General features: G+C 33.7%; 19 protein-coding genes. 7 read left to right on the top strand and 12 right to left on the bottom strand.

Translation table 11 applies throughout. The features are described from left to right. Window positions 1–133 precede the first annotated feature (133 nt). Window positions 134–616 carry a DUF2975 domain-containing protein gene (locus tag DN408_RS10930; protein ID WP_002127922.1) on the top strand — a complete coding sequence of 161 codons (483 nt, stop codon included), beginning with the start codon at window positions 134–136 and terminating at the stop codon, window positions 614–616. Between the two features lie 10 nt (window positions 617–626). Beyond that, on the top strand, window positions 627–842 hold the full coding sequence (locus DN408_RS10925; RefSeq protein ID WP_000974615.1) for a helix-turn-helix domain-containing protein: 216 nt from the start codon (window positions 627–629) through the stop codon (window positions 840–842). A gap of 41 nt (window positions 843–883) precedes the next feature. Here the strand turns inward: DN408_RS10925 and DN408_RS10920 are convergent, their stop codons facing one another. From DN408_RS10920 to DN408_RS10880, 9 genes are all read right to left on the bottom strand, one after another. Beyond that, a complete protein-coding gene (locus tag DN408_RS10920) occupies window positions 884–1195 on the bottom strand; it encodes a hypothetical protein (RefSeq protein ID WP_002127923.1) in 312 nt (103 codons plus the stop codon). A gap of 110 nt (window positions 1196–1305) precedes the next feature. Further along, complete coding sequence (locus DN408_RS10915) at window positions 1306–1692, bottom strand: DUF3887 domain-containing protein (protein ID WP_063225774.1); 387 nt, start codon at window positions 1690–1692, stop codon at window positions 1306–1308. Continuing rightward, window positions 1689–2372, bottom strand: coding sequence for a YhfC family glutamic-type intramembrane protease (locus DN408_RS10910; RefSeq protein ID WP_147740101.1), 684 nt, complete (start codon window positions 2370–2372; stop codon window positions 1689–1691). The genes DN408_RS10915 and DN408_RS10910 overlap by 4 nt, the downstream gene beginning before the upstream one ends. Before the next feature lie 93 nt (window positions 2373–2465). Further along, entirely contained in the window at window positions 2466–3776 is a 1311-nt protein-coding gene (locus tag DN408_RS10905; protein ID WP_016127181.1) for a GHKL domain-containing protein, read from the bottom strand. Beyond that, window positions 3776–4510 (bottom strand): response regulator transcription factor, encoded by a 735-nt coding sequence (locus DN408_RS10900; RefSeq protein WP_078179304.1) that lies wholly within the window; start codon window positions 4508–4510, stop codon window positions 3776–3778. Before DN408_RS10900 ends, DN408_RS10905 begins: the two co-directional genes overlap by 1 nt. Window positions 4511–4721: 211 nt before the next feature. Then, window positions 4722–5306: an HAD-IA family hydrolase gene (locus DN408_RS10895; RefSeq protein WP_016127183.1), complete on the bottom strand. Its 585-nt coding sequence runs from the start codon at window positions 5304–5306 to the stop codon at window positions 4722–4724. Between the two features lie 35 nt (window positions 5307–5341). Further along, window positions 5342–5929 (bottom strand): kinase, encoded by a 588-nt coding sequence (locus DN408_RS10890; protein ID WP_002168129.1) that lies wholly within the window; start codon window positions 5927–5929, stop codon window positions 5342–5344. After that, entirely contained in the window at window positions 5929–6471 is a 543-nt protein-coding gene (locus tag DN408_RS10885; RefSeq protein WP_078179221.1) for a GNAT family N-acetyltransferase, read from the bottom strand. Before DN408_RS10885 ends, DN408_RS10890 begins: the two co-directional genes overlap by 1 nt. A 15-nt stretch (window positions 6472–6486) precedes the next feature. Continuing rightward, on the bottom strand, window positions 6487–6870 hold the full coding sequence (locus DN408_RS10880) for a VOC family protein (protein ID WP_002013534.1): 384 nt from the start codon (window positions 6868–6870) through the stop codon (window positions 6487–6489). A 282-nt stretch (window positions 6871–7152) separates the two neighbouring features. On the opposite strand from DN408_RS10880, the gene DN408_RS10875 reads away from it, so the two are divergent. Further along, a complete protein-coding gene (locus tag DN408_RS10875; protein WP_002013535.1) occupies window positions 7153–7401 on the top strand; it encodes a hypothetical protein in 249 nt (82 codons plus the stop codon). Between the two features lie 166 nt (window positions 7402–7567). On the opposite strand, the gene DN408_RS10870 is transcribed toward DN408_RS10875, so the two are convergent. After that, on the bottom strand, window positions 7568–8677 hold the full coding sequence (locus DN408_RS10870; RefSeq protein WP_033730726.1) for a lactonase family protein: 1110 nt from the start codon (window positions 8675–8677) through the stop codon (window positions 7568–7570). Between the two features lie 191 nt (window positions 8678–8868). Here DN408_RS10870 and DN408_RS10865 point away from each other — a divergent pair, with 191 nt between their 5' ends. After that, window positions 8869–9165 carry a hypothetical protein gene (locus DN408_RS10865; protein ID WP_016127184.1) on the top strand — a complete coding sequence of 99 codons (297 nt, stop codon included), beginning with the start codon at window positions 8869–8871 and terminating at the stop codon, window positions 9163–9165. 117 nt (window positions 9166–9282) lie between these two features. Here DN408_RS10865 and DN408_RS10860 read toward each other — a convergent pair whose 3' ends face one another. Together DN408_RS10860 and DN408_RS10855 are read right to left on the bottom strand one after the other, a co-directional pair. After that, entirely contained in the window at window positions 9283–9819 is a 537-nt protein-coding gene (locus DN408_RS10860; RefSeq protein WP_033730727.1) for a DUF2812 domain-containing protein, read from the bottom strand. A 7-nt stretch (window positions 9820–9826) separates the two neighbouring features. Next, window positions 9827–10144 carry a PadR family transcriptional regulator gene (locus DN408_RS10855; protein WP_000991891.1) on the bottom strand — a complete coding sequence of 106 codons (318 nt, stop codon included), beginning with the start codon at window positions 10142–10144 and terminating at the stop codon, window positions 9827–9829. Window positions 10145–10348: 204 nt separating this feature from the next. Here DN408_RS10855 and DN408_RS10845 point away from each other — a divergent pair, with 204 nt between their 5' ends. Genes DN408_RS10845 through DN408_RS10835 form a run of 3 tightly spaced genes read left to right on the top strand, consistent with a single transcriptional unit; the run spans window position 10349 to window position 13519 of the window. Next, entirely contained in the window at window positions 10349–11278 is a 930-nt protein-coding gene (locus DN408_RS10845; protein WP_078179039.1) for an AAA family ATPase, read from the top strand. Beyond that, a complete protein-coding gene (locus DN408_RS10840; protein WP_078179040.1) occupies window positions 11275–12438 on the top strand; it encodes a DUF58 domain-containing protein in 1164 nt (387 codons plus the stop codon). The genes DN408_RS10845 and DN408_RS10840 overlap by 4 nt, the downstream gene beginning before the upstream one ends. Next, the gene (locus DN408_RS10835) at window positions 12413–13519 is read left to right on the top strand and encodes a DUF4018 domain-containing protein (RefSeq protein ID WP_078179041.1); all 1107 of its coding nucleotides are present in this window, start codon (window positions 12413–12415) and stop codon (window positions 13517–13519) included. Before DN408_RS10840 ends, DN408_RS10835 begins: the two co-directional genes overlap by 26 nt. The last annotated feature ends 4 nt before the right edge of the window (window positions 13520–13523 follow it).

Here is a 13523-nt window from a genome sequence, read left to right as displayed (position 1 = left end):
AGTACTTTTTATTTTCATCTGAAATTCAAATTTACTTAACAATAAAAACACGATTATAATAAATAAAAATTTATTGTTAAACGATAAATTTCATGTTAGATTAAATAGATAATTAATAAATGAGGTGCTTTATATGAAACAAAGATCAACACTCTTTTTAAAGACAGCTATTATTCTGATTGGAATCCCTGTTCTTGCTTTGTGTATATTTTTAGTTCCTAACATAGGGAATTATGCAGCGGAATTGTATCCCGATATTGCATATATAAAATATCTTATTTTAATCAATCTGTATGCAACGGTGGTACCTTTTTATTTCGCTCTGTATCAAGCTTTTAAACTTGTAAGCTTCATTGATAAGGGTAACGCTTTCTCGAAATTATCTGTTAGAGCTTTAAAGAAGATAAAACAATGTGCAGTAACAATCAGTATTTTATATGTGGTAGGTATGCCACTCTTCTATCTTGTGGCGGAAAGAGATGATGCACCAGGTATTATTATACTTGGCATGCTCCTAATCTTTGCTTCAATGGTTATCGCAGTCTTTGCTGCCGTTCTCCAAAGACTTTTAAAAGATGCGATAGATATAAAATCAGAAAATGATTTAACGGTCTGAGGTGAATAACATGGCAATAATAATTAATATTGATGTAATGTTAGCGAAAAGAAAAATGAGTGTAACAGAGCTTTCGGAGAAGGTTGGAATTACAATGGCTAACCTTTCTATATTAAAAAATGGAAAAGCAAAAGCAATTAGAATTACAACTTTAGATGCTATTTGTAAAGCATTAGAATGCCAACCTGGGGATATTTTAGAATATCAACCTGAAGATACCGAATAAAAAAGAGTCCTTCTTGTATGAAGGACTCTTTTTATTGCTCATTACGGCGCAAAATTTATTTGACCAGTAAACAATAAGATAATCGCGATAATCCAAAATATAAAAAATGATGAGGACAGTACTAATGAAATAATAGCAATCCCCTTCTTCTCTGTTTTTTTCGTCATTGTGATTATTGAAAGTATAATACCTACCCCTGTCAGAGTAATCGTTACATAATCTCCAACTATATTTCCCGCATTCGCTATTCTCGTCGGAGTTATAAAAACGAATAAAAAACACATAATTCCGATGAGTAAAGATATATAGCTTATTATGCTGTACTTCTTTTTGGAAACTATTTCTGTTTTCATAATTACCCACCCCTTCTATATAGCTATGAGTTCATATTAGCATGAATAACCATAATTTGGTTAAAATAATAAAAAACAGATAAAGCGGACACTTCCACTTTATCTGTTTTTTATTTAATATATAAACCTGCTATTTCTTCTTTATCATTATAAGTTACGATAAAGGTACGTTGTTCTTTACTATATTTCGCTACAAGAACAACTGTATATAAACCATCTTTTTCTTCAATCGACTTTTTTTCAATCTTTTCGAATGTACCAGTTTTTTCAATTACAGGCGTAAGATTTTTCATTTTCTCCTCTGATAATGCAGTTTTCATCTTGCTATCAAATTTTTCATGCACTTCTTTATACTTAGATTCATTTAGTAACGTTACAATTTCTTCCGCTTTCGGAATAAACTTTTTTGAAGTACTTTCATCTACTTTATTACCAGTACATGCTGCAAGTGCGAACGCCGCAATAGCACTTATAATAATGAGTAACATTCTTTTCATTTTAATACACCCTTTCTTTTTAAGATGAAACTATAACTAAATACAAGTAACGCACAAATTACTATTGTAACTTCTACAGTAAATATAGCCCTATTTGCTGGTACGTATAGCGGTATGATGCCTGCTAGTGCATTTACAGTCCCATGGATGAAAATTGCATATACAACATAACGAAATTTCTTTTGGACAACTGCTTGCAATACAATGAATGACAGACCGACATGGATTAACATCGCAAAGATACGTTCCACTCCACCGACAAAATAACTATCCGTATTTCCGCTAACTGTTTGCGATAATAATAGAGATACTACTGGAATACCGACTATCAACACAGCTTCAATACCACCGTGCCCTACTCCGAATAAAAATCCTGACTGCCAATCTCGTTGTTTCATAAAATAGCGCATTGCAATAAAACGAGCTATCTCTTCAAAAATACCAGCTGACAAACTAAGCATAATCGCAAATAATATAGGCTGCATGACACTAAACATTGAAAAAGCTGTGCTATTTCCATTTAAATAATTCAGTATTGGTATACGGATTAAAATTTGTGATACAACAAATGCCAATACGCCTAGCATATACGGGATATAGCGTTTCTTCCAAAAAGCATATAAAAGTGCAACAAGCGGTAACCCTATACTTATAAACGCTGTAAAAATAAGACCATTCATCTCGTTTCACCTCTTACTTGAAGTGTATAAAAACGATTGAAGAAAGTATGTAGTTATTTCTTATTCGGTTTGATTTCCATCATAAATGGTTATCTATTTTTTTAGTATGAAAGTTTGCGTGAAATGAGGACTCATATAAGTCGTTTCTAGCGTTGCATTATTCGTTTTATTTATAATACGTTTTAATGAGAATAACCCATATCCTCTGCCCTCTTCTTTACTCGAATAATTCTTCTCATAAATTTTTTGTAAATCAATCTCTTTATAATTGGAGCTATTACGAACAACAAAATATTGCTCTGCATCCATTTCAAAAAAGGCAATTTGCAGTACCTTTTCCTCACTATGTACCGCTTCTTCAGTTGCATTATCTAATAAGACTGAAATGATACGAATAAAAGGAACTATAGGCATCGAAACCGTCGCTATTTTTTCCGGAATATCAAGCATTACTTTTATTTGTTGTTGCTGGGCAGTACCCACTTTTGCTCTTAATACACTTTTCACTTCAGGTATATGTATACGAGATAATTTCGCAATATCGAGTTCATGATCATTGATTAATTTTAAAGTAGGAGTAATAACCTCATAATAAACTTGCTCGATTTCATTCACATTTTTTGTACGTATTCCCGCTTCTAACGCAAGTAACACATTAATATAATCGTGGCGGAAACTGGCCAATTCATCATGCATCGATTCTAATTTCTCAACATAATCGAGTAATTCTTTATCTAACCTTGTTTCATGTTCTTCTACCAACTTCTCTTTCGCCAAATGCGAACTCAGTAATACAATAAGTAGTAATACTAAGAACAATATAATTGCTGAAATAAAACTCAATTCACCATATTGCTGATTTAACTTTGCTAAAAAATCAGTGGATGGACTCGTTAAAATTAATCCAATAATAAACCCAATAATTAACAAAATATAAGTAACATAATATAGTGGACTTCCTACTATGTACTGAGCGATACTTTGAATTCGTTTACGAGCTAATACAATACCTATAAAAGTTATGAGCGACACGATAAGATGAATTATACTCGCTGTCCATAAATAGAAATCAAATGGTGTTAACATAAATAGTTTCATACCCACTTCGAGAAATAGCATTTTCACAAGCGTAATAATAACCATGCTAACAAGCGCAAAATATAAATTCCGCATAAAGTTCAATTCATTTTGCATCAATCCTAAACTTATTAGAAATAACACAATTGTACTATTAAGCTCTGGATATCTCGTTACTGTTACGACAATTACAAGTAAAATAATAAATACAACACTTAAAGACGCTAACATTCTATATGACAATCTATTGTACCGGATTAATTGAATGTATAAGAAGGTATGACTCATACTAGTGAGCAAAAGTGCAAACACATCATAAATATACATTACATCTCACCCTTTAACATTGTACGTACTTTACTAACTAAACGCCGCGATACTGGAATTCGTTTCCCATTTTTTAATATCATCATCTTTTGCTTTGCATCATAAGAAGACATTTGCGTAATATTCACGACATAGGATTGATGACAACGAAATAACCGTTCATCTACTATTTCAATCTCTTTTAATGTTCCATAAAAATAAACGATACGATCTAACGTCACTAAAGCTAAACGATGTGGATCATCGGTCATAATATATTCGACTGCATGAAATGGCAGTCGCACAGTAGCGTTACTATTTTCAACAATAAAATCATCCTTAGGAATAGTAGTCTTATTGCGTGCCTCATATTGAAGCAAACATTGCTCAAATAATTGATATCGTTCTTCATAAGGCAAACCTTTATCAATAAATGTTAAAGCTGATACCATGTATTGATACGAGATCGGTGCAAATTCTGAATGCGTCGTTACAAACACAATAATCCCTTGCGTATCATATTTACGAATTTCTTGCGCTACTTGCAACCCTTTACGTTCTTCTCTTTTTATCTCAATATCTAAAAAATAAATTGGTACATAAGTCGCCCGTGGAATGTTTTTAATAATGTTTTCACTTTTACTAGTTACTTCGATAAAATCGTACGGCAACATATATTTCTCACAAATCTCTTCAACTAACCGCTTCATTTGCTGCGCTTGTATGACATCATCTTCTAAAATGAAAATACTCATATTATCACTCGCCTTATAGAAATCTTTCACTTACTTAAAAAAGTTCAAAAACATAACTCTTTATCTACAGATTTATCTATAACTATATAATTCACATTATTATAACAATCTCCTTCTATACACTTGAAAGTATTAATCCACTATAGTTTTTTTAAACATAGAAAATAACCTCTACTTTCCGAGTAAAAAGTAGAAGTTTTAATCAAGCCGTTTATAAAGAAAACTCTCTATCTCTATCAATAACTACCTTAAAAAACTCAGAGTAATGCGATAAAGAATAGTCCGCTACATCACATTTATCTTGAAATATACATGTGGAAATACCTAATTCCTTCGCAGGCAATAGATCTAACTCTCTATCTCCAATTGCTAGATCAATATTGTGCTTTTTATGTAAATGATCATAAGCTAAAGAGTTCGGTTTTCGAGGGAAACCATCGTCAATTGTAACCATATCGACGAAGTATTTGTCCCATCCATAATACTTTAAGATTTCCATAACTCCTGTCCTATGTTTATGTGTCATAATCACGTTTTTATGCGCAAATTTCAAAATCTCTTCGACACCTTCAAACGGTTTCATATCTTTTGGAGTAAACTGTTTCTTCAAAACTTTAATCTGTTCTTCCTGTTCATTTGAAATGTTGTAATATTGAATTGCGTGGGAATATGATATTTTTAAGTTTTTGTATATTTCTTGTTTATCTACTGCATCACCTAATATTTCAGAAAGCATCATTGTATATGCAGGATACGTATTAAATAACGTCCCATCAAAATCCCATAATATATTCATTTTATACACCTTCTATTTTGTACTTACTTACATTGTTACATATTTTGTATTACTAAATCCGCCCTATCCCTCGGCAATTCCGCTTCCAAATAATGCTCCTCAGCTTTCCAATACCTACTTTGAAATTTTGAAAGATTCCTCTGCGTTTCTGGACTTTCACGTAGAAATCTTGTCTCTCTTGAACAATCCAAATACACCATATAATGAAAGAAATCTCTCCATTCTTTTCGCTGCAGAAAAACGCCTTCTATAATTATTACACCTACTAAAGGAAGCTGTATTTCTTTCATTTCACATGAGTCTGTTTCATCATGATAAAAAGGTAATTCTAATTCAATGTCGCTTTGTAACTTTTGAAAAAGGTTTCGTAACAACCAGTCGATATCCCATTGAAGGTTGTAGTACTCATACCACTCTTCAAATCCAGTATTATATCGCTCGTTACGCTTGGTAATGTGATCATCAATATGAAAAATATGAAACGAGATTCCATTTCGTTTCATATTTTCTTCTAATTTTTTAACCAACGTTGTTTTACCCGAACGACTTAGTCCGTCTATACCTAGTATAAATCGCTCATCTTTATGTTCCTTAATAACTTTCATTATTTCATTTGTGCTCATTACTTTTTCCAATCTTCTTTTAATAATGAATAAACGACCGTGTCATGAGCAACATCATTTTGAATCATATATTTTCGAAGTAATCCTTCTTCTTGAAATTCGGCTTTTTTTAATAAATTACGGGAAGCTTCATTTTCTATATATACGACAGCTGCAATTCTTATAAAGTGCAACGTTTCAAATCCGTAAGCTAGCATTGCTTGCAGTGCTTCGGTTGCGTATCCTTGTCCCCAATATGTATCATCTAGCTCATAACCAATTTCAGCTCGTTTATGATGATTGTTAATTAAATGAAACCCACACGTACCAATTAATTGATCCGTGCCTTTCTTCTCTATTCCCCAGCGAAATACACTTCCCTCTTCATTACGCTTTCTAAACGTTTGAATAGTCGTTTTCGCTTGCTCAATATTTTCGAAAGAGTCCATTCCGAAATAACGAATAACGGATTCTTTTGAAAAATAATGGAACATCGCTTCTGCATCTAATAGTGTAAGTTCTCTTAATAGTAAACGTTCTGTCTCTAATTTTGGAAACCCCATCCTCTTTTTCTCCTTCTATTCTAATGAACTACAAATTTCAATATAATTACCGTCTGGATCGGCAATGTAAGCAATTGTTTGTCCCCACGGTTTTACGATTGGCTCAACTAGAACTTTAACCCCTTGTTCTTTTAATTTCTCAATCGTTCCCTTTACATCTTCTACAACAAACCCTAACTCAAAATGAGAAGATTGTAGTACACCTTCTGTAAGAGGTAGTCCCGTTAACTCCTTAACATCCTCTCGTGTATTCATCGCTAAAATTGTTGCTCCTGTTTCAAATTCAATATATGTACCGTGCTCTGCTCTTATTGGTAATCTTAAAATTTCTTTATAAAACTGAAGACATTGCTCAAACTTTTCCACATATAAAATAATGTATTTCATTTTTAAGTTCATAATTATTCCCCCTTAACCTTCACCTCTAAAAATTCGACAAATGTTTTTAAAAACCTTGTACCTTATTGAGATGAGCACAAAAAAATGAGGCCGATTTCTCGGCCCCCCAGCTTATTGGCATAAAACAGGAGATTTGGTTTGGACATAACCAGTTCTTACATTCATTATATTTTATTTTTTCTGAATTTTAAATATAATAAATACCTATTTATGTTGAGAAAGTTTTTTTACTTGCATAAAATCATACCGCTTAAGAAATGCTACAAATGGAGGTGTATACATATGGAACCAATGCTTTGTCCAAGTTGTAAAACGAACCGAACTCGCTTTAATATTCTCGAGCAACAAGTAAAACCAGTAAAATTAAATCCACAAACTGGTCATGTAGAAGAAGAATACACGAATGAAACGATGAACGCTTTTCATATGGCTTATCAAGGACCTACTTACCGCGTCCAATGTGCTGTATGTGGGCTTGTTGAAAACCCAGAACAATTTATAAAACCTGCGCAAAATCAGTCTTTCTCTTAAACATTTCCCTACCCCCTATCAATTTTCTATAGGGGGTTTTTCCGTTTTACGTAAGCAAGGTGGACAATTGCTGTTTAATCAAAGGTTCCTAATTCATCTACATGTCTACTATTCATACACCGTCATATATTTTTCTTTTCCACACAAATATAGCGGTCCAATAGAATCAAAGAACAGCTAAGCCTTGCGACCCAAAGTAAGGAAAATTTGATGAAGCAACAACCTGCAACCTTACTAGACTACCATCACTTTGAATATTAAATACTGACACTGTGCCCTGATTTCCATTAAGGGTGTAAAAATGTCGTCCATCTTTACTCACTCCAACATCCATCGGAAGACCCGGTGCTGTCCCCGGCGGTGTACTAGTAATATGCCTTACTACTGACAGTACTCCATTGGGGGCGATTTGGTAGGTGGAGATGGTGCCACTTAAAGTGTTCGTAGTGTAGGCAAAACGTTCATCCTTCGTTGTTATAACCCAACAGGCAGTTTTATATCCGTTTTGTACAGAGCCGCTGATTACATGAAGAGTACCATCATTGCTCAATGAATAAGATGACAACGCATTTGAAACTGCTTCTGTAACTAAGAGAATTCCGGACGATAGAAAGTAAGCACCCAATGGGCCTTTACCGTAAGAATCATTAACAATTGGTCCTGTGACCGTACCATCTTTATTTACATGGAAGACACTGAGATGGTTTGATGTAAGCTCGGAGACAACAATTTTACTACCATCCGGGGTGAAGAGAACTTGTGCGGGCTGAGCATTAAAGGTACTGAGAGCATGAGTGGATCGTGGAATAGGTGTAAGGTTTCCCTTATCATCTATGTGAAATCCAGTAATATTTGATGCAAAATTGTTTGCAGCATTACCTACATTGGAGACATAGAGAAGATTATCATACACACCAATGCTATTGGGCTGAGCACCTCCTGATGGCTTTACATCCACGAAATTCGGCACCCCGTTATCTGCTATGATAAAACTACTGATACTATGACTGCCTGCGTTAACTGCAAATAGGAAACGACCATCACGGGACAAAGTCAGAGAACCTTGTGATGCTAGAGGATCTATACCATCGTTTGCCGTTTCTGTAGAAACTTCCTTTATACCAGTACCTCTTCCGTAAGTTCGGTAAGAACCCACAAAGGTGAGCATTCCATTCGTATCCATATGAAAAGCAACAATGTGATTCATTACTTCATTATTAGTCATCATGTATACCATACTCGCACGAGCACGAAAATAATTGTTCATTCTCTGCATTTTATGACTCTCCTCCCTTCATAATTTTATATGGTTCTTTTTCCAATTAAATTCCCATGCAAATGGAAATTGATTTAGAAATATCTCTTACTCATCTCGTAGTTTCTTTAAGTGAAAACCTTATTCACTTCCATATTATATTTTAAACTCCATACTCTTCTGGTAATATTTACATAAGAGAGGTGAAATAAATGATTTTAAATAAAAAGTTAATGATTCCATCTACATTTCTACTATTAACTTGTCACATAGGTATTTTTTACTTTTGGATTTTCGATTGGAAGAAGATAACAACTCCTTACGGTCTAGCTATATGGATTGTTTCTACTGTTTGCGGCTTTTTACTTTATTACCACTTTAAACATCAAAACTCTAATAAAATAGTATTAATCAGTAGTTCATTATTATTAATCGTTTCTTCATCATTTATGATTTTTTTAGGTATTATTACTAGTACTATCTTTATAACTGTTAGTTCTATGCCTTAAATATACAGTCTTTTATTATGTAAAAAAGAGTGAACAAAATAAAATTACATAGAAATGAAAGAAGATGATTCCCGTATAATATCTACGAAATCATCTTCTTTTAAAATCCACTCTTTATTATAATATTTCACTTTTCAATTTCTTAATTTTCCAAGAGATCCTTATAAAGAAATAAACATACATACAACTAACAAGCCCCATCATAACTTTCGCCCACATTGGCACTATTGATTCTGTTGAATTTAAAAATGTGTTAAACATTAACGGTAACATAGCTATTGAAATAAATGCAAAAAATTGTAATAACTCCTTCATTTTTTGCACCTTCGTGTCCTTCTCTGAATATATGTCAGGTAACTCATTTTCCTCTTCTACCTCTTTACAAAAATAATTCCATTTTGCAAAACTCGTTACATGTTTCCACCCACACATTTCATATATATCAATATATTCTTTTTGTTTTTCTTTTGAATCTTTATAATCCAATCTGAAATCCGCTTTATATACTACATCTTTCGGCTTAGTTTTCTTAAATGTATACATTATATTATATTTTTGTAATGCCCAGCCTTGTTGGTGCATATTCCGTAAAAAAGCTTCTTCTTTTTCTACGCTCCATACCGCGAAAGGTTTGAATATCTTCTTTGTCTCCATCTTCCATTCACTCCCCTAATATACTGTTTCCATTTCTTACAGATCTCTGTAACCTGTTATACTCTAGCTCTAACACTTCTCTCCCAAATGGTGTTAACTCATAGCACTTCTTTCTGTCTGTAGAGGCAACTTCAACAATCAATTTCTCTTTTAATAACTTCGTAGTATTCCCATATAAAGTACCAGGACCGAGTTTTACTTCCCCATTTGTCATCTCTTCTACCATTTGCATAATTCCATAACCATGCATTGGCTTTACAAGTGACAACAATATGTAATATGTCGCCTCAGTTAATGGAATGTATTTTTGCGCTTTCGCATTCATTATAACTACCTCCGATACATCGCTTCATGATATATCGACTCGCGATACATCGTATATCGATATTGTATAATCATATTCCAAAATATGCAATAGTAATTTAATAATTAAATATCTATTTCTTCGGATTAAAAAATAATACCAATTTTCTGAATAATTTGTTAAAATATAGAAATATCCACTTTTATTTTGAAAGGAATGATACATATGATAAATAAATTAAAAGAAAACATAGGATCTGTTTTTGTCGGTAAAGAAAATGTAATTGATTTACTCCTCGTTTCACTGCTTGCTGATGGACATGTACTGCTTGAAGACGTACCTGGTACTGGAAAAACATTACTAGCAAAAACAATTTCTAAAAGCATTGGTGGTAATTTTTCTCGCGTTCAATTTACCCCTGATGTACTTCCGAGTGATGTAACAGGTATTGAATATTTCAATCCAAAAACTAGTGAATTCGAATTAAGACTTGGACCAGTTATGACAAATATACTACTCGCAGATGAAATTAACCGCGCGATGCCGAGAACACAATCTAGTTTGTTAGAAGCGATGGAAGAACGACAAGTAACGCTTGAAAAGCAGTCTACTCCTCTTCCGAAACCGTTCTTTGTTATTGCGACGCAAAACCCGATTGAATCACAAGGAACTTTCCCTCTTCCAGATGCACAACTTGATCGTTTTTTAATGACGATTTCAATTGGTTATCCGTCTCCTGAAGATGAATTAAAAATGATGCGCCGTTTTCGTAACAATGCACCGTTAGAAAGCGTCACATCTGTCATTTCTTTAGAAGACATTTTAGAAGCACAGAAACAAGTGAAAGAAATTTTCGTATCAGAACCGTTAGAACATTACGTTATTAAGCTTGCTCACGCTACAAGAAATCATGATTACATTGCTAACGGTGTAAGCCCACGTGCTACATTAGCTTTAGTACGTGCCGTTCAAGCACTAGCCTTTTTACGCGGCAGAGAATATTGCACACCTGAAGATATACAATTTTTAGTTCCTTCCGTTTGGAATCACCGTATCGTCTTGTCAATGGAAGGAGCTTTACGTACGACAAAAAATGAATTAATGCAAAGGATTTTAAAAGAAGTTGACGTACCTGTGGAGATTGAACAAGCATGAATGGACAGCGCGTTGTAACTGTACCTTTATTTTTTCAAATCCACATTATTCAATTAACTGTGCCCATCGCTTTACTTTTTACGTTTTTTCTGCCGCAACGAATTATTATGTTTCTCTTTTTCTTCTACTATTTATTTGCGATTTTCATTTATAAATATGTCGCTTACATAGAGAAACGGTTTCAAATTATAAATGAGAAGCACACTACACGTCTTTTCCCAGATGAATCGGGACAATTTTATATTCATTTAAAAAATGGTGCAAATATACCACTCGTTAACGGCGTTTGTTATTTTCATTTAAATTCATCTCTTATACCGCATAAGGATCAAGGGATTGAACAAATATCGAAAACGTTATTTTCTTTCCCATTTTCACAACCTGCTCATTCAGCACAAAAATGGGATTTAACATTAACCGCAACGAAGCGTGGTGTGTTTCAAATTGAACAGTTCGAATGTGTTTTAAAAGATCCTTTTCATCTTTTAACTGTACATTTACCTGTTTTCGATAAGTTAAAGACTGAAATTATTGTGTACCCTTCTCCTAAAGAGGTAGCCGGTTTACAAGAACTTCAGCAACTATTAACAGGTTCGTATCGAACGAATTTCTCTTTTTACAATGATGAAACATCCATTATCGGTGTTAAACGATATGAACGTGAATCTTTCCGCTCTATTCATTGGAAAGCATCTGCTAAAATGCAGGCGTTACAAGCGAAGCAATATGAACCTGTAAAAAATTATAGTTGGACGATTTGTCTTTCTTTAGCTGCTGATCGTGGGTTTGGTTGGAAAGAAAATGTAGAAGACCTTATTTCATTTACAACGTACATTTGTCAATTCGCAACGAAGCATCAAATTCCGTTTGAGTTATTTATTAGCGTTTTAGCAGAAGGTGGCCCTTTGCTTTTACCATTAAACGAAGGACAAACACATTACGCCAAAGCGTTAGAAGAATTAGCACGTATTTCAGATGATAGTACGCTACTTCCGAAACAAGGATTTCTTCACTATGTAACGAGAAAAAGGGAACGCTCATCTACAATGATATACATTGGTTTGCAGAAAAAGGAGCTCCCTCTTCTATCTCAACCTACGTTCCTCATTAATAATGAAGGGATGGTGGAAAAGCTTGAAAACTTGGCTCTATCACGTTAATGACTTTATTCTGCTCCTCCTTCTTTCATTATTAACGGAAAGAGATGAGCTCATTGGTATTGCTATATTTTTAGTGACCGGTTATGTAGGAGTATTTCTTATTCATAAATTTATGAAGAAAAAAACAACAGGTTTTGTACTACTGTTAGTTATTCAAATAATCGGTTGTTCTTTATTTCTACCTTTCTCTATTTTAGGCACAATATTATTACCACTGTTTTTCTTTATCGTACACTCTGTTGGACCGGGATATCCAGTACAAAAATCGTTAGGCGGTATTGTATGGTTTGTCGTTTCAGCTATATTTTATGCCCCCTTTCCGCCATTGTGGAAATTGTTACTATTAACTTTACACATTATGATTACATTTTGGTTAACAGGTTCCAATCGTAATCAACAGCTATTACGTTTCACTTCTATTATTACGATTGGAATAATTAGCGCTTTACTTATTCCGGTATTTCCTTATATTCGGCTTCTTTTTTCTTATATCATACAAGTAGTTGCCTTAGGATTTGGTTATGCTTTAAATCCATTGTTCTCGGCAGCTGCATTAAAAGATACAGACGACTTTTGGTCGAATAAAGGAAATTTAAAAGATCCTCAAATTAAAGAAGAATTGGGGCAGCGTCCTTTTGATCCAACTCTCATAAATAGCATTACAATAATAGCCTGTACAGCCATCGCTATTTACGTCGTTTGGAAAATAGTAAAAAAACGAAAACATTTAAGTTTACCAAATATGCCTGTCTTTGAATCTACAATCATTACTGATAAAGAAGGCATTAGCCAAAAACGCTTCAAACGAAATAAACCACCACATAACGAAATTCGAAAAGAAATTTTCAAACTCGAGAGTAAGCTACCTCCTCCTTTAAACCGAGAACGAGGAGAAACTGTTGAAGCTTGGCTAGAGAGAATTAATGATGAAGAAGAGGTAAATATTCAGAGTCATATTATTATAGACGCGTATAATGCAGTGCGTTATTCAAATGGTGAAAACACTGTACTTCTGCATGAATTTAAGGAAGAGGTTTATAAGCTTTATGCGTATCAGAAGAGTTTGAAGAAGAGAAAATGATGTA

The sequence above is a fragment of the Bacillus sp. AR13-1 genome (genome assembly GCF_008042285.1).
Classification (GTDB): Bacteria; Bacillota; Bacilli; order Bacillales; family Bacillaceae_G; genus Bacillus_A; species Bacillus_A mycoides.
This window is presented reverse-complemented; position numbering and strand designations above follow the sequence as displayed.